Source organism: Ammoniphilus sp. CFH 90114, assembly GCF_004123195.1.
In the GTDB taxonomy this organism is placed as follows: Bacteria; Bacillota; Bacilli; order Aneurinibacillales; family RAOX-1; genus YIM-78166.
Map to the genome: position 1 here is coordinate 45,154 of NZ_SDLI01000013.1, position 16,439 is coordinate 61,592.

15 protein-coding genes are annotated in these 16,439 nt (G+C 46.6%); 14 read left to right on the plus strand and 1 reads right to left on the minus strand.

Annotation, left to right across the window (positions count from 1 at the left end; all coding sequences use genetic code 11):
- Positions 1-132: 132 nt before the first annotated feature.
- Positions 133-336, plus strand: coding sequence for an aspartyl-phosphate phosphatase Spo0E family protein (locus EIZ39_RS21890; protein WP_164985249.1), 204 nt, complete (start codon positions 133-135; stop codon positions 334-336).
- 56 nt (positions 337-392) lie between these two features.
- Here EIZ39_RS21890 and EIZ39_RS21895 read toward each other — a convergent pair whose 3' ends face one another.
- A complete protein-coding gene (locus tag EIZ39_RS21895; RefSeq protein WP_164985250.1) occupies positions 393-1,751 on the minus strand; it encodes a VanW family protein in 1,359 nt (452 codons plus the stop codon).
- A gap of 303 nt (positions 1,752-2,054) precedes the next feature.
- Between EIZ39_RS21895 and ftsE the strand changes: the two genes are divergently transcribed.
- From ftsE to EIZ39_RS21960, 13 genes are all read left to right on the plus strand, one after another.
- Positions 2,055-2,741 carry a cell division ATP-binding protein FtsE gene (ftsE, locus tag EIZ39_RS21900; RefSeq protein WP_129202900.1) on the plus strand — a complete coding sequence of 229 codons (687 nt, stop codon included), beginning with the start codon at positions 2,055-2,057 and terminating at the stop codon, positions 2,739-2,741.
- Positions 2,731-3,624: a permease-like cell division protein FtsX gene (ftsX, locus tag EIZ39_RS21905; protein WP_129202902.1), complete on the plus strand. Its 894-nt coding sequence runs from the start codon at positions 2,731-2,733 to the stop codon at positions 3,622-3,624. The genes ftsE and ftsX overlap by 11 nt, the downstream gene beginning before the upstream one ends.
- An 18-nt stretch (positions 3,625-3,642) precedes the next feature.
- Positions 3,643-4,818 (plus strand): murein hydrolase activator EnvC family protein, encoded by a 1,176-nt coding sequence (locus EIZ39_RS21910; RefSeq protein ID WP_129202904.1) that lies wholly within the window; start codon positions 3,643-3,645, stop codon positions 4,816-4,818.
- Positions 4,819-5,016: 198 nt separating this feature from the next.
- Entirely contained in the window at positions 5,017-6,474 is a 1,458-nt protein-coding gene (locus EIZ39_RS21915; RefSeq protein WP_240675906.1) for a S41 family peptidase, read from the plus strand.
- Between the two features lie 106 nt (positions 6,475-6,580).
- On the plus strand, positions 6,581-7,822 hold the full coding sequence (locus EIZ39_RS21920) for a PDZ domain-containing protein (RefSeq protein WP_129202906.1): 1,242 nt from the start codon (positions 6,581-6,583) through the stop codon (positions 7,820-7,822).
- A 20-nt stretch (positions 7,823-7,842) separates the two neighbouring features.
- Entirely contained in the window at positions 7,843-8,085 is a 243-nt protein-coding gene (locus tag EIZ39_RS21925; RefSeq protein WP_129202908.1) for a DUF2198 family protein, read from the plus strand.
- Between the two features lie 128 nt (positions 8,086-8,213).
- On the plus strand, positions 8,214-10,193 hold the full coding sequence (gene uvrB / locus EIZ39_RS21930; protein WP_129202910.1) for an excinuclease ABC subunit UvrB: 1,980 nt from the start codon (positions 8,214-8,216) through the stop codon (positions 10,191-10,193).
- 7 nt (positions 10,194-10,200) lie between these two features.
- Entirely contained in the window at positions 10,201-13,080 is a 2,880-nt protein-coding gene (gene uvrA, locus EIZ39_RS21935; protein WP_129202912.1) for an excinuclease ABC subunit UvrA, read from the plus strand.
- 91 nt (positions 13,081-13,171) lie between these two features.
- Complete coding sequence (hprK, locus tag EIZ39_RS21940) at positions 13,172-14,104, plus strand: HPr(Ser) kinase/phosphatase (RefSeq protein ID WP_129202914.1); 933 nt, start codon at positions 13,172-13,174, stop codon at positions 14,102-14,104.
- A 21-nt stretch (positions 14,105-14,125) separates the two neighbouring features.
- Positions 14,126-14,935, plus strand: coding sequence for a prolipoprotein diacylglyceryl transferase (lgt, locus tag EIZ39_RS21945; protein ID WP_129202916.1), 810 nt, complete (start codon positions 14,126-14,128; stop codon positions 14,933-14,935).
- 6 nt (positions 14,936-14,941) lie between these two features.
- The gene (gene ppaX / locus EIZ39_RS21950; RefSeq protein ID WP_129202918.1) at positions 14,942-15,592 is read left to right on the plus strand and encodes a pyrophosphatase PpaX; all 651 of its coding nucleotides are present in this window, start codon (positions 14,942-14,944) and stop codon (positions 15,590-15,592) included.
- A gap of 3 nt (positions 15,593-15,595) precedes the next feature.
- On the plus strand, positions 15,596-16,093 hold the full coding sequence (locus EIZ39_RS21955) for an acyltransferase (RefSeq protein WP_129202920.1): 498 nt from the start codon (positions 15,596-15,598) through the stop codon (positions 16,091-16,093).
- Complete coding sequence (locus EIZ39_RS21960) at positions 16,090-16,386, plus strand: hypothetical protein (protein WP_129202922.1); 297 nt, start codon at positions 16,090-16,092, stop codon at positions 16,384-16,386. The genes EIZ39_RS21955 and EIZ39_RS21960 overlap by 4 nt, the downstream gene beginning before the upstream one ends.
- Positions 16,387-16,439: the final 53 nt, after the last annotated feature.

A 16,439-nucleotide genomic window follows, 5' to 3' on the forward strand; every position in this document is an offset into this window, starting at 1 on the left:
TTAGGGCTGCGTAGAATATACATAATAGGAACTAAGCCCTAAGGTACAGCCATAAGGTTGAATACCAAGGTATTAGTATGGGGGAGACAAGATCAGCCAAGTTCTCAATCAAGTAGGTAGGGGGGAGTGTCCATGGTATATATGGAGTCTACATCATCCAGTAATAAATTTTGTATGGATGCTTTGTTGGAAGAGATTTATTTTCTTCGCCGCCGCTTAAATGAAATGAGCCGAGAGATAGGTAGTTTTTCTAATCCAAGGCTTGTTGAAGTAAGCCAACTATTAGATAAGAAACTTAATGATTACGAACAGTTAAAATTAAAGAAGACCTCATAAATTAACAAGGAGTTAGCGATCCCGCTAACTCCTTTTCTAACGCCTGAAACCTTTGATTACCCTCCTACAGCGACTACTTTAGGCTGCGGTTTATACGTATCCTTCGAAATAAGGATTTTCTGATCAGGCTTCCCTTCCTCTTTTACGAGTTTATAGACATGAACCTGATAGCCGGATTTTCCTTCCCTAATGACCTTGGTTTGGCCTGCACTTAACGTTGGGTCTTTTCTGGTCTCTACTTTTGGTGGAATCACGCGAACCGTTTCCGTTTGGATCTTAATTTCTTTTCCCTCAGGCCCCGTACCGAATAACTTCACAGTCAGTTTCCCATTCTTCGCTTCTGTTCGGACCAGTAAATGCTTTCCTGTCGTGTTCTGAAAGCGAAAATCGATTCCCCAGTCCGTATACGTGGCGTCCAAGCCAAGTGGAACGTAACTGACAGGCAACGAATGATTTCTTCTTTCTACTAGTTTTAAGTCAGATAATAGGACAGCATTGTACAAGGTTGTCGATATCTGGCATACACCGCCACCGATTCCTTGAGTAATTTCGCCATTCAAAATGACGGGAGCTGGTTTATAGCCAAACTTTTTTTCGGTCTCTTGAATCACTTGACGATAGCTGAAGATTTCATCTGGGCGGAGAATGGTGTCGTGTAGAACGGCAGCAGTAGCCTCCACATTGTGGGTTCTACCATCCGTTTGGGTGGAGTAGGAGGTGGTAAATTCGGAAAGCTTTCGGGAAATGCCTTCTTCAACTAAATGTTCCTTTGTTACTTGGGCTCGAATTTCTTTAAGAGGTACCGTAATGGAGTAAGCAGATTGTGTCCAGATCTCTTCGGCTGTCAGCTTTTGCACTTGTTCACTCAAAGCAACTAAATCAGGGTGTTGAACGGACTTATCGTCTTCAAATTTCACTTCATCTTCAGGTGTAATGATTCGTTTAGCCTCTTTTGGCTGAGATTCGAATAGTTCGGGCCAGCGTTTCCTAAAGGTTCGGGGGAGCTCCTCTTCCTTCCACTCAAACGATACCCTATACTCGATCCCCTGTCTTGCTTCCCATCTGTACAAGGCTCTCTTCCAGACACTTGCTTCTTTCTGAAAGCTTAATAAGTCATGCATTACTTCTTTTTCACGTAGATCTAGAATCTCTTTTAATGGCAAAGACCTTTCCACCTGATCCTGGATAGAGTCGGGGAGGATTAACTCCACTTCTTTATTTAGGATTTGATCTGCTTTCTCCTTCCATTCTTCCTCTACTTGACTAGGTAACATTCCTCCAATATGCCAATCGTAGAGATAAACTCCATGGGGGATATCAGGACGATTCCCATACCAATAAACCCAACCTAGTACACTTGAGATGAGTGCGAACACAACTAAAACAGCAAGTAAACGTTTATGCACCTTTTGCACTACTGTTTTCTCTCCCCTCTCTTTCAAAAAAACCACATGAAGTGCAGCCAGGTTGACAGGACGCCAACGAGGCTGCACTATCACAATCTTTATGCGTAATTTAATAAAATATGACCAAGAATTTATTTGACAGCAATGGTATAATGTTAGTTGGGTTTCCTTTAGCGAAAGCTGTCATTTCCTAGGAAATACTAGGGAATCATGTGAGGATTGTCCAGAACCATGTCGAAGTGGCCTTATAGTTCTTCGATTTATTCAGACAGGGTAACCTGTTGCTTTCTTTTAGAAGAGGTGAATACGAGAATGATAGAGATGATAGACGTAGCCAAGACGTACCCGAACGGGACAGAGGCTCTAAAAGAGATTAATATAAAAATTAATAAAAGCGAATTTGTTTATGTAGTCGGTCCGAGTGGAGCGGGGAAGTCGACCTTCATTAAGCTGATGTATCGAGAAGAAAAACCAACCCAAGGCAAGATTATTCTTAATGGATACCATGTTGACCGAATGAAAGAACGGCAGATCCCAAAGCTGCGTCGGAGTATAGGCGTTGTATTCCAAGATTACAAGCTGCTCCCTAGACTAACTGTCTATGAAAATATTGCTTTTGCCATGGAAGTAGTAGAAGCCCCGAAAAAGCAAATTAAGAACCGTGTCATGGAAGTGCTAGAGCTCGTGAAATTAAAGAATAAGCTTCGGGCTTATCCTTCGGAGCTGTCGGGAGGAGAGCAGCAACGCGTTTCGATTGCTCGCGCTCTGGTGAATAACCCTGGAACTATGATTGCAGATGAACCAACTGGAAACCTCGACCCGGAAACTTCATGGGAGATTATGCGCATCTTCGAGGAGGTTAACCTGCGAGGAACGACGATCGTGATGGCAACCCATAACCGTGAAATTGTAAACACACTACGCAAGCGGGTGGTAGCGATCGAAGCAGGGAGAATCGCACGCGATCAAATGAGAGGGGAATACGGCTATGAAGATTAGAACGGTTGGCCGCCATGTTCGGGAAGGGTTCCGCAATGTCGGCCGTAATGGATGGATGTCTTTTGCCTCCATGAGTTCCGTAGCGATTACCCTTTTTATACTGGGTGTGTTTTTGTTAATGGCCCTAAACGTGAATCACATTGCTGAGACGGTCGAGAGTCAAGTAGAGATGCGCGTGATCCTGAAGAAGGAAACCGACATGGATCAGGCGGAGAAGGTACGAGAAAGACTTCAAGCCATCCCTCAAGTAGAGACGGTGACCTTCGTAACGAAAGAAGAAGGTCTGGCGAAGTTCCGGGAAAGCTTTGGCGAGAGTGCCTACTTGTTTGAAGGGCTAGAGAAAGAAAACCCACTATTGGATGAATTCGTGGTGAGGACGAAGGATCCGAGAGACACAGCGATGATTGCCGAGCGAGTGAAGAACTTCCCGCACGTAGAAAAGGTGAACTATGGAAAGGGCATGATAGAGAAGCTCTTTACCATCACGACCGCGATGCGAAATATTGGGATTGCGTTTATTGTTGCCTTAGCTTTTACCGCCATGTTTTTGATTGCTAATACGATTAAACTAACGATTGTTGCCAGACGCAAGGAAATTGAAATCATGAAGCTGGTAGGAGCCACGAATTCTTTTATCCGCTGGCCGTTCTTTGTGGAAGGGTTAATGATGGGTGGACTGGGTGCGATTATTCCCACTCTATTACTTTTAGCCGGCTATAAATATTTAATAGATTTTGTGAAAGAAGATTTGAATTTGTACTTTATTGATTTGCTTCCTCTAGATCCGCTCGCTTGGCAGGTGGGTGGGTTGCTCTTAGGAATAGGAGCTTTTCTTGGCATTTGGGGAAGTATCGTTTCGATCCATCGTTTCTTAAAAGTTTAAAACTACTGGGAGGATATTATGCGGAAGACCCCTTTACTCGTTGCCTGTGCGTTATCTCTAACCATGCTTACCCCATTTTATGGACAAGCAGCAAGCTCGTTGGACAAAATCAACCAGAAGATTGCACAGATTAAGAATCAACAGAAAGCAGCGGAGAACCGCATCTCAGAGATCGATAACCAGATCCAAGTGATTGAATCGAGAAAAACAGAAGTGAAACAGGATCTAGCTACGATAGAAATAAAACTGAATACGACCCAAGAGAAAATCCAGACGCTGGACCGACAAATCGGGGACACGACACTCAAGGCCCAAGACGCAGCTGTCCAATTGGATGAAGCGGAGAAAAGGGTAGAAGAACGGGATGAATTATTGAAAACCCGAGTGAAAATTATGTACGAGATGGGGAATGTCTCGTATTTGGAAGTGTTGCTTGGCGCTAAAGATTTCGGAGATTTTCTCAATCGGTTAGATGCCGTGAAGCTTATCGTAGATTCTGATGTCAAGATCCTAGAAGATAACGTCAAAGATAAGGAAACGATTGAAATCAAAAAAGTGGAAGTCGATACGCATTTGGCTAATCTTGAAGGTCTTTATGCACAGACGAGTCAACTGAAAAATGAATTAAAGCACCAGCAAAAAGAGCGGACGGTGGCCATTGCTCAACTTGAACAACAAGAAGTCGAATTAGAAGAAGTGAAGCTGGAGCAGGAACAGGCCATGCTTGATTTGATGGGCCAGATGAAATCTGCCTTATCGCAGAAGAATAAGCTTTTGCAACAGAAAAAGTATACAGGTGGACGTTTTGCTTGGCCGGTTCCAGACAGCTCGCGGATCACTTCTCAATTTGGTTTGAGGAAGGATCCGTTTACGGGAAAAACGGCGGGTCATAACGGCTTGGATATCGGAGCGCCACAAGGAACAACGATCGTGGCTGCAGCCGATGGAGTCGTTCTGATCTCCGGATATGTACGAGGGTACGGGAATATGATCAGTATAGATCATGGTGGAGATCTCTCCACAATCTATGGTCACATCCGTGAAGGTGGACTCCTCGTGAAGGAAAATCAGGTAGTGAAGAAAGGGCAAAAAATTGCTGAGGTAGGTTCCACGGGAAGGTCGACGGGCCCGCATTTGCACTTTGGGGTTTATAAGGGAAGAACGGTTGTTGACCCTATGGGTTATCTTCGCTAGAAGTGGCAAAAGCATGAAGGATGCGTTAAGATCAGAGTATAAGCTTTAAGTTCATATCCGGTCTGGTGCCATCATATACTAAATGGGACGAACTTTGAGGTGGACTCCTTTTAGGGGGACCAATAAGACAGGGAAAAAGGTGGTGTGGATGGATTGCGGATCAAGGGCAGCACGTTAGCAGCTCTGCTTGGTCTTACCATGGTGTTTAGCAGTCTGTTTACCATGGTGGCGATGGACTCGGAGAGAAGTGTACTCGGACAAACTTTATCCACGTTTCTCGATAAGGTTGGGTTAACTTCCCCTGCACCCTCAGCTCCCAATATAGGGAATAGGGTAGCGCCATCGGAAGCGGAGAGTTTGAAGAAGATTTATGAAGTGTACGGCATGATTCAACAGAACTATTTAGAGGAAGTAGATCCGCAAAAGCTAGTCGATGGAGCAATTAATGGGATGATTAACTCCCTCGAAGATCCGTATTCCGTTTATATGGATCCGAAGTCTGCGGAGCAATTTACCGAATCGATTCATTCCTCTTTTCAAGGGATCGGTGCTGAAGTGACGATGGAGGGAGGAAAGGTGACCATCGTTTCTCCGTTTAAGGGATCTCCAGCGGAGAAGGCGGGTCTTCGCCCTCATGACCAAGTGATCAGTGTGAACGGAGAATCTTTGGAAGGGCTAGATTTATATGAAGCGGTATTGAAAATTAGAGGTCCGAAGGGATCGGAAGCTAAGCTAGAAGTCATCCGCCCGGGTTTACGGGATGCGTTAACGGTTATTGTCGTTCGGGATGAGATTCCGCTCGAGACCGTTTACAGCGAGACGATTAAGAAGAATGGCAAGACATTCGGAAAAATTGAAGTCACGCAATTCTCGATGAATACGGGAACTCGCTTCAAGGAAGAGCTAGAGAAGTTTGAAAAGGAAAAGGTGGACGGCCTCATCATTGATTTGCGCGGGAATCCAGGCGGATTACTGAATGTTGTTGTTGACATGGGTCATCTGCTTGTACCGAATAAAGGCGTTATCCTTCAAGTCGAGGATACTTCAGGCACCCGAGAAGTCATGAAATCAAAGCTTGATGGGAAGAAGCCTTACCCGATTACAGTTCTGATTGATAAAGGAAGCGCCAGTGCCTCTGAGATTCTGGCTGGTGCGCTAAAAGAAAATGGTTATAAAATTGTAGGTCAGACTAGCTTCGGTAAAGGTACGGTTCAGAACTCGATGGAGCTCGAAGATAAAAGTCAAGTGAAGATGACGATTGCGAAGTGGTTGACCCCTTCTGGAGGATGGATTAATAAAACAGGGGTGGAGCCTACGGTGGCCATTGAACAGCCGAAGTACTTCTTCGCAGCACCCATTAGTCTTGAGGAAGGTAACCTGAAGTACGACCAGAATGGAGAAGCCATTCACAACTTGCAGATGATTCTAGAAGGATTAGGCTTCCCAGCAGGACGGACAGATGGATACTTTGATGAAAAGACGGTGACAGCAGTTAAAGCATTCCAGAAACTAAACGAGCTTCCGATGACGGGGGAAGTCGATGAGAAAACAGCGGCTATGCTTCAAGAACAGTTGGTAAAGAAAATTAAGGATCCAGCCAATGACTTACAGCTTCAGGCCGCGATCCAGGTTCTGGACAAAGAGGCAAAAAAATAACCTCCCAATAGAAGGAAGTTTGTAGTAAAATGTAGAAAAAGGTAATGGTAGATGAACACTATCATTACCTTTTTCCATTTCGTTCACGGAAACGGAGGACTATTAAGTGGCTGGATTCGTCACGGTACTTCCATCTTTTTTCTTGAATCCGTTACTTTATCTGTTTTTGCTTCTTTTTTGGAGGCATTACTATCGGCAGATTCAATTTGAACGGAAGCTTTATCATGTTCGTTATAATAATCCTTGGGAACAGTGGTTTCATTCCGTGGTCCATGGCTTGTTCGGGGGGATCTTGGCATCCGGTTTACTGTTTGTCTTAGGGGTTGCCGTTCGCCCATGGGACTTCTGGATCATAGGCGGACTTAGTCTCGTATTGGCTCTGTTCCAACTTCAATATTTGTGCTTTGCTTATGCTGCTGGATGGTATGCACTCGCGGCTTTCCTCGTGCAGCTATGGCCACAGGGAAAGGATCTCACCTGGATGAGTGGGGGTTGGGAATTCATGGGGGAAGTTCATCTCCCTTCCATTCTAGGTGTAGCGGCAATCTTGCATATCGCTGAAGCTTTTTTAGTGAAGCTGAATCGTGGACGAGGGGGATCTCCCTTGTTCATTCGAGGAAAGCGCGGAAGGTTGTTAGGAGCTTATCAGATGCAGAAGTTCTGGTTGTTGCCTCTGCTTGTTATCGTTCCGGCAACTTCGAATGTGTCCATGTCAGCCCCTTCTTGGTGGCCCATGCTTCTTTCTGTGGCTGGGACAAGCTTTGCTTTGATGCTCTTTCCGGCTGCAATTGGCTTCGCTGAAGTCGCGATATCCCAATTGCCAAAGCAGAAGGCAAGAGCCTCATCTCGAAGACTTCTACTATATAGCCTGATTCTTCTCGGTTTTGCTTGGTCTACACATTATTTCTTGTGGGCGGGGCTGATGGGAGCGATCTTTGCGATTGTCGGTCATGAAGGCATGATTCGATTCGGAAACTGGCGTGAAGGGAAAGGACATCCAATCTTTACACAATTGGGCCAAGGCATTGTCGTGCTTGCCGTGCTTCCTGCTACACCAGCGGAAAAAATGGGAATCGTAGCGGGAGACATCATTCTTAAGGTGAACGGATCAGACGTTCGAGAGGCCGATGACTTCTATCCAGCATTGCAACTCAATTCGGCCTTTTGTAAAATGGAAGTAAGAAATGTAGAAGGGCACATCAAGTATTTACAGCGGGCCGTTTATCAAGGGGAGCATCATCAGTTGGGTTTAGTTTTAGCTCCAGATGACCATACCCCATTCTATGTAGATATGAAGCCGGTCAGCTTGGTTCACCTGATTCGGCAGCAGATTGATAAGGGTGCCTAGGGGAGAAGGGGAGAGGGAACATGGAAGGAATAACAATAGGGAAGGTGCTGATTGCCCTGCTGGTGCCTTTTGCACTGATGGCGGGATTGTCGCGATTCTCTTTGAATACGATTGTGGGGTTAATCGCAACGGTCGGTATTTTGATGGCCGTTTTTGAAGGATACAGCCATGGTCCTGTTATTATGGCAATCGGAACTTTTTCTTTATTAGCGGGCTATCTCTTAGCTCGAAGACTCCTGAAGGATAAGAAACTAACAGAGTAGAGTGAGGAAGTCTTGCCCGTTCCATGGGCAAGGCTCTTTGCGTCCTACCCGTATTCACATAGAAAGCACATTCGAAGCTTGGCATCTGCCAAGTTTTCTCGTTTAGATGATAAAAGGAGGGATATACAGTGACAGAACGGTTTACATTGGTGTCAGAGTACGAGCCGAAAGGAGATCAGCCTCAAGCGATCGCCGAACTGGTAGAGGGCATTCACGGCGGAAAAAAGTTTCAGACGCTGCTAGGGGCAACGGGGACAGGAAAAACCTTTACCATCGCTCAGACGGTTGCCCAAATCAACAAACCCACTCTCGTGATCGCTCATAATAAGACCTTAGCGGCTCAATTGTGCAGTGAGTTCAAAGAGTTTTTCCCGGAAAATGCTGTGGAATATTTCGTAAGCTACTACGATTACTATCAACCAGAAGCTTATATTCCTCATTCCGATACGTATATTGAGAAGGATGCCAGCGTAAACGACGAAATCGATAAGCTTCGTCACTCGGCAACCAGCTCCTTGTTCGAGCGCCGTGATGTCATTATCGTGGCCAGTGTTTCTTGTATTTATGGTTTGGGTTCTCCGACAGAATATAAGGAACTGCTTCTTTCCTTACGCACCGGGATGGAGAAGGGACGCGACGAGGTTCTTCATAAGCTTGTCGATATTCAATATGAGCGAAACGATATCAACTTCACTCGTGGAACCTTTCGTGTTCGCGGTGACGTAGTTGAAATTTTTCCTGTTTCTCGTAGTGAACAGGCTCTTCGTGTTGAGTTTTTTGGGGATGAAGTAGAACGAATCACCGAAATTGACGTCGTGACAGGGGAGATTGTAGGGGAACGTGATCATGTGGCGATTTTCCCAGCGTCTCACTATGTGACGAGAGAAGAAAAGCTGAAAATAGCCATCGAAAATATTGAGAAAGAGCTCGAAGAGCAACTGGCCTTTTTCCGTGAAAATGGGAAGCTGCTCGAGGCTCAGCGCTTAGAGCAAAGAACCCGCTACGATATAGAAATGATGCAGGAGATGGGCTTTTGCTCGGGAATCGAGAACTATTCCCGTCACTTGACTGGACTGCCTGCTGGTGCAACTCCTTATACGTTATTTGATTATTTTCCTGACGATATGTTAATCGTGATAGATGAATCCCATATAACACTTCCGCAGATTCGGGGGATGTACAACGGGGACCGAGCACGAAAAGAAATGCTCATTAATCACGGATTCCGTCTGCCATCTGCTGCAGATAACCGCCCGATGCGTTTTGATGAATTTGAGAAGCATATTGAGCAGATCGTGTTCGTTTCCGCTACGCCAGGCCCTTTTGAATTAGAGCATACCCCTGAGGTGGTCCAACAGGTGATCCGCCCGACGGGGCTGCTCGATCCGATGTTGGAGGTGCGTCCGATTAAAGGGCAGATTGACGATCTGATCGGCGAGATTAACGAGCGAATTACTAAGAATGAGAGAGTCCTCGTGACTACTCTGACGAAAAAGATGTCTGAAGACCTTAGCAGCTATTTAAAAGAGATCGGTTTGAAAGTCAAATACCTGCACTCCGACATTAAAACGATTGAACGGATGCAGATCATTCGCGATCTACGGATGGGGACGTTTGACGTATTGATTGGGATTAACTTGCTCCGTGAGGGGTTAGATATTCCTGAGGTTTCCCTCGTTGCGATCTTGGATGCGGATAAAGAAGGCTTCTTGCGGGATGAACGTTCCCTCGTTCAGACGATAGGACGTGCGGCGCGGAATGCGGAAGGTCGAGTCATTATGTATGCGGACCGGATGACGCAGTCTATGGAGCGAGCGATTGCCGAGACAGAGCGTCGTCGTAAAATCCAGGAAGCCTATAACGAGAAGCACGGCATCACTCCGCAAACGATCCAAAAGGCGATCCGCAATGTGATTGAAGCCACGAAAGCAGCCGAGACGACAGAGGATTATTTGCCGCAGAAGGAATACAAGAAGCTAACAAAGAAGGAGCGCAAGGCCCTGATCGAGAAGTTCGAAGCCGAGATGAAGGACGCAGCAAGACACTTGCAGTTCGAGCGAGCGGCAGAGCTGCGTGACCTGTTAATTGAGCTGAAAGCGGAAGGATGATTTGGCGATGAGCCTAGAGAATATTGTGATAAAAGGGGCAAGAGCCCATAACTTAAAAAATGTCGATGTTACGATTCCTCGTGACCAACTCGTCGTCTTAACGGGTTTATCTGGTTCAGGGAAGTCTTCCCTTGCCTTTGATACGATTTACGCGGAAGGCCAGCGTCGCTATGTGGAATCTTTATCGGCCTATGCTCGTCAATTCTTAGGTCAAATGGAAAAGCCGGATGTGGATTCGATTGAGGGGTTATCGCCCGCGATCTCTATAGATCAGAAAACAACGAGTCGAAACCCACGTTCCACCGTGGGGACCGTAACCGAAATCTATGACTACCTGCGTCTCTTATTTGCCCGAATTGGGAAAGCGTATTGTCCGAACCATGACATCGAGATCAGTGCACAGACGGTTGAGCAAATGGTAGACCGCATTACGGAGTACCCAGAACGCACGAAAATGCAGATTCTCGCTCCACTGATTGAGGGACGCAAAGGAGAGCATGTAAAGGTCCTAGAAGATATTCGCAAGCAGGGCTTTGTCCGCGTACGGGTGAATGGAGAGATTCGGGATCTTTCCGAAGAGATCAAGCTAGAAAAGAACAAGAAGCATACGATTGAAGTTGTTGTAGACCGAATTGTGATTAAAGAAGGCATTCATTCTCGTGTGGCTGACTCTCTGGAGACCGCATTAAAGCTAGCAGAGGGTAAAGTCATCGTGGATGTGATGGAGCAGGAAGAGCTGTTATTTAGCCAGAACCTAGCTTGTCCTCAATGCGGATTTAGCTTGCCGGAGCTTGAGCCCCGGATGTTCTCGTTTAATAGTCCGTATGGAGCTTGTACCACTTGCGATGGACTTGGGATGAAGATGGAGGTAGATTCGGACTTAGTCATTCCAGACCGGACCAAGTCGATCAACGATGGAGCCTTAGAACCATGGAACAGCTCAACATCCAATTACTACGAACAGTTAATTTCCTCGGTATGCCGTCACTTTGAGATTCCGATGGATGTTCCAGTAGAGGAGCTAAAGAAAGAGCAAGTAGACATTCTGTTGTTTGGGAATAAGACAGAAAAGTTCCGGTTCGTTTATGAAAGTGAATTTGGGACAAAGCGGGATGCGGAGATTTTCTTTGAAGGTGTCGTTCACAATCTTCAGCGACGTTATACGGAATCGACTTCCGATTACGTTCGCGAGATGATTGAGCTCTACATGAGCCAAAAGGCCTGCCCTTCTTGTAAAGGATATCGCCTTCGCCCAGAGGTGCTCTGTGTTCGCATTCATGGAGAGAATATCTCGTTTGTGACTTCAAAATCTGTGATGGAAGCCTATCAGTTTTTTGAGCAGTTGCAGTTAAGTGAAAAGGAACTTGCGATTGCCCGCTTGATCTTGAAAGAGATTCAGTCGCGTTTGTCCTTCCTGCGTGATGTGGGTCTAGAGTACTTGACTCTCAACCGGGCAGCCGGAACGCTCTCAGGCGGGGAAGCGCAACGGATTCGTCTTGCTACCCAGATTGGTTCATCCCTCATGGGCGTTCTGTATATTCTCGACGAGCCGAGTATCGGCTTGCATCAACGTGACAACACCCGATTGATTAAGACGCTGGAACACATGCGAGATTTAGGTAATACGCTTATCGTCGTAGAGCATGATGAAGATACCATGATGGCTTCGGATTATATCATTGACATTGGTCCTGGGGCAGGCGTCCATGGAGGGAAAGTCGTGGCTCAGGGGACACCAGAAGAGATTATGAATGATGACGAGTCTCTGACTGGACAGTATCTTTCCGGTAAGAAGTTTATCGGCATTCCAAGAGAACGACGCAAGCCGAATGGCAAGTGGCTCGAGATCAAAGGGGCAAAGGAGAATAACCTGAAGAATGTCTCCGTGAAAATCCCTCTTGGCCTTTTCACGTGTGTAACAGGCGTTTCTGGTTCCGGTAAAAGTACGCTCGTCAACGAAATTTTGCATAAAGTGTTAGCAAGGGATTTAAACCGAGCAAAGGCCAAGCCGGGTGCTCACCGCAAGATTGAAGGGATCGATCAATTAGATAAGGTCATTGATATTGATCAGTCTCCTATTGGACGAACCCCTCGCTCCAATCCGGCCACTTATACGGGAGTTTTTGATGACATTCGCGATGTCTTCGCTCAAACGAACGAAGCGAAGGTACGCGGCTATAAGAAAGGGCGCTTCAGCTTCAACGTGAAGGGCGGGCGCTGCGAAGCTTGCCGTGGGGATGGAATTATTAAAATTGAAATGCACTTCTTGCCGGATGTTTATGTACCGTGTGAGATCTGTAAAGGGAAAAGATACAATCGTGAAACCCTGGATGTAAAATACAAGGGCAAAAACATCTCGGAAGTGTTGGACATGACAATTGAGGATGCTGTGGAATTCTTCAAAAACATTCCAAAGATCCACCGTAAGCTTGCCACATTACTTGATGTGGGACTAGGCTATATGAGGCTCGGGCAGCCTGCCACGACCTTATCCGGTGGGGAAGCTCAGCGCGTGAAGCTGGCCTCCGAGCTGCATCGAAGAAGTACGGGTCGAACGTTCTATATTTTAGATGAACCGACGACAGGCTTGCATATTCATGACATCGATCGTTTGTTGAAGGTCTTGGCTCGTTTGGTTGAGGCAGGCGAGTCCGTTCTCGTTATCGAGCATAATCTTGATGTGATCAAGACGGCCGATTATCTCATTGATTTGGGTCCAGAAGGTGGGGATAAAGGAGGAACCATCGTTGCGACGGGTACCCCTGAACAAATATGCCAAGTCAAAGAGTCTTACACTGGGCAATATTTAGCTCCGATCCTGGAACGGGACCGCAAGCGCACCGAAGAGCATCTGAAACTGTTGGAAGAAAAAGCTCTAACCCCTTAAAAGCTAGTCCTTTTTTGGACTAGCTTTTCTAATGATGGTAGAATAGGAATATCTTTCATTTGATTCATGCATAAGGTAAGGGGGAGGACATATGAGAAGGACGGTAGTCAAAGACATAGTGAAGCAGTTTGAACTCAGGGTCGTCAGCGGCAAGGAAGGACTGCTGCGAGAGGTCAAAACCAGCGATATTAATCGCCCAGGCCTGAAGCTAACGGGCTATTATACATATGATAATGCGGAACGCATTCAATTGCTCGGAAGAACCGAAATGGGATATATCCAAGGGTTAACGGTGGAAGAGAGAAATGAGCGGTTTCGAAAGATTTGTTCAAAGGAAACCCCTTGTATTTGCGTGGCGCGTGAGTTAGAGATCCCTGAGGAATTAATCGCTGCTTCGGAAGAAACAGGAGTCCCGATTTTGCATTCCACCCTTCCTACGACCAAGCTGTCGAGCAAGCTTACAACTTATCTTGAGGGACGACTCGCTCCTGTTACGACCATGCATGGAGTACTCGTCGATGTTTATGGGGTTGGGGTGCTATTAGTTGGCGGAAGCGGGATCGGGAAGAGTGAGACGGCCCTCGAGTTGGTCAAGCGGGGTCATCGCCTCATTGCGGATGATGCAGTGGAGATCCGCCAGACGCAAGAAAATCAGCTTATCGGGAGCGCGCCTGAGCTTATCCAGCATCTATTGGAGATTCGCGGCCTCGGCATCATTAATGTCATGACCCTGTTTGGAGCAGGAGCGGTGCGAAATTATAAGCGGATCGCTTTAGTTATTCGTATGGAGCTATGGGATGCCCAGAAGCACTATGAACGTCTTGGAATTGATGAAGAGACGCTTAAGATCATGGATACGGAAATTCCACAGATTACGATTCCTGTTCGTCCTGGGCGAAATATGGCCGTCATCTGTGAGGTGGCAGCGATGAATTTCCGTCTGAAGCGGATGGGCTATAATGCGGCGGTTCACTTTAGCAAGAGATTGACAGATACAATTGAAGAAGCATCGGACGATATCTAGAAAAGAAGGTGAGAATGACATATGGCGGACATTACGCGGCTTGACCCCGTTGCGATTCAGCTGGGGCCTATAGCGGTCCATTGGTATGGACTGATTTTGGGAACAGGGGCTTTAGTGGGCCTGCTCTTAGCAAGACGAGAAGGGAAAAGGCTAGGACTCGATCCTGACCTGTTCCTCGATTTAGTTATGTATGGCGTTCCGATTTCCATTTTGTTTGCTCGTTTATATTATGTAACATTCGAGTGGGACTATTACCGGGATCATCCAGGCGATATTTTGGCGGTTTGGAAGGGTGGCCTAGCTATACATGGGGCTCTAATTGGGGCCATTTTAACCGGAGTGTTCTTTGCCCGATTTAAGAAGATTAGCTTCTGGAGACTTGCGGATATCTGCGCCCCAGGTATCATTGTGGGTCAAGCGATCGGACGCTGGGGAAATTTTATGAATCAAGAAGCACATGGCGGACCAACGACTCGAGAATTTCTAGAATCGTTAAATCTGCCGGAGTTCATTATCAATCAAATGTACATCAACGGCACCTATTATCACCCGACGTTTCTCTATGAATCCTTGTGGAACCTCGCGGGCTTAGTGCTATTATTGGTTATTCGTCGCAAGCTTCCGCTTCGCCGAGGTGAGCTGTTCCTCACGTACATCATGTGGTATTCCTTAGGTCGATTCTTTATCGAGGGAATGAGAACGGATAGCTTAATGCTAACAGAAACACTTCGAATCGCCCAAGTGATCAGTATTGTGTTGATTGTTTTGGCCTTAGTGCTGTGGGTAGTCAGAAGAAAGCTAGGATATGCTAAGGTAAAATATGGAGAGTGATGCAACTTGCTTAAATATGACACCGTTCTATTGGATTTAGATGGAACCTTAATTGATACGAATGAACTTATTCTCGTTTCTTTCCTTCACGTATTGGAAAATTACTTTCCTGGTCAATATAACCGTGAAAACGTGATTCCCCATATGGGAAAGACCCTTCATGAGCAGATGGAACTGTTTGGGGGAGTAGAGCTGCGTGATGAGCTAGTGGTGGCTTACCGCGAGCATAATGAGACCATTCATGATGAATGGGTAAGAGAATTCCCTCATGTTCGCGAGACATTGGAAGAGCTGAAGCAGCTGGGCGTTACCATGGGAGTCGTCACGACGAAGCAACGGATAACGGCAGTAATGGGGGCTGACGTTTGTGGAGTAACTCCTTATATGAGTACCTTTGTGACCTTCCAGGATACGGAGCGTCACAAGCCGAGTCCAGATCCCGTTTTAAAAGCCTTAGAAAATCTGGGGGCGAACCCGGAAACTACGTTGATGGTCGGTGACACCCAGTTTGACATTCAAGCAGGCCATAACGCGGGTGTACACTCCGCTGGAGTAGCTTGGAGCCTCAAGGGGGCTGAGTTTCTGCAGCAGTTCAACCCGGAGTATATCTTACAAGATATGAGGGACTTGGTCGCCATCGTCAAAGGGGAGAAGTAAAGCATGCGTCGAACCGAGCGTTATCCGGTCGAAGGGCCGAACTCTCTTTGGCAAGTGTATCGCACGATTCCCTTTTGGCGAGCTTTTCGCAATACGCTAGTGATCGTCATGGGTCGATACATTCCTTTTCCCTCATGGAAAAATACTTTGTTTCGTAAAGTTCTCGGTATGGAAATCGGCGAGCATTCGGCCATGGCCTTCATGGTCGTACCTGATATTCTTTACCCGGAGAGAATCAAGATCGGATCGAACACGATCATCGGATATAACACAACGATCCTGGCACATGAATACTTAATTGATGAATATCGGCTAGGGGACGTGGTGATCGGATCGAACGTGATGATTGGAGCGAACAGTACGATCCTACCCGGTGTGATCATAGGAGATGGCGCGATTGTATGTGCCGCCTCTCTGGTTCATCGGGATGTTCCTCCTGGTGCCTTCGTCGGAGGAAACCCGGCGAAGATCATCCGCCAGGGTCAAGGTGGAGAATCATGAAGTTCCAACGATTATGGATCGTGCTCATCCCGTGCACGGTGTTGCGATTTTATTTGGGACTGGATTCGGTGAACTTCCTATGGTTCGCTCTGCTCTACCTCCCGTTTATTAATTGGACGGTCTACTGGATCATGTTTTCTGTCCGCGTCGGCTTGAACAAGCTGAAGGGAGAAGACTGGATTCCTGTTCCGAAGCTGCGGGCGTTTTATGTTTGGTACCTGCATGTACCGGGATCCTTAGTATTATCCGAAATCATCCATCGAGGGTATGTGTACAATTTTATTGAAGGATAGAGGGAGTTGCGGCCTCTGTCCTTTTTTTGTGGGGTTGGGTTGGCTGTGCAGTC

Coding starts and splice junctions, on each gene's coding strand:
- EIZ39_RS21890 (WP_164985249.1), top strand. CDS start 133: ATGGTATATATGGAGTCTACATCATCCAGTAATAAATTTTGTATGGAT.
- ftsE (WP_129202900.1), top strand. CDS start 2,055: ATGATAGAGATGATAGACGTAGCCAAGACGTACCCGAACGGGACAGAG.
- ftsX (WP_129202902.1), top strand. CDS start 2,731: ATGAAGATTAGAACGGTTGGCCGCCATGTTCGGGAAGGGTTCCGCAAT.
- EIZ39_RS21910 (WP_129202904.1), top strand. CDS start 3,643: ATGCGGAAGACCCCTTTACTCGTTGCCTGTGCGTTATCTCTAACCATG.
- EIZ39_RS21915 (WP_240675906.1), top strand. CDS start 5,017: ATGGTGTTTAGCAGTCTGTTTACCATGGTGGCGATGGACTCGGAGAGA.
- EIZ39_RS21925 (WP_129202908.1), top strand. CDS start 7,843: ATGGAAGGAATAACAATAGGGAAGGTGCTGATTGCCCTGCTGGTGCCT.
- uvrA (WP_129202912.1), top strand. CDS start 10,201: ATGAGCCTAGAGAATATTGTGATAAAAGGGGCAAGAGCCCATAACTTA.
- hprK (WP_129202914.1), top strand. CDS start 13,172: ATGAGAAGGACGGTAGTCAAAGACATAGTGAAGCAGTTTGAACTCAGG.
- lgt (WP_129202916.1), top strand. CDS start 14,126: ATGGCGGACATTACGCGGCTTGACCCCGTTGCGATTCAGCTGGGGCCT.
- EIZ39_RS21955 (WP_129202920.1), top strand. CDS start 15,596: ATGCGTCGAACCGAGCGTTATCCGGTCGAAGGGCCGAACTCTCTTTGG.
- EIZ39_RS21960 (WP_129202922.1), top strand. CDS start 16,090: ATGAAGTTCCAACGATTATGGATCGTGCTCATCCCGTGCACGGTGTTG.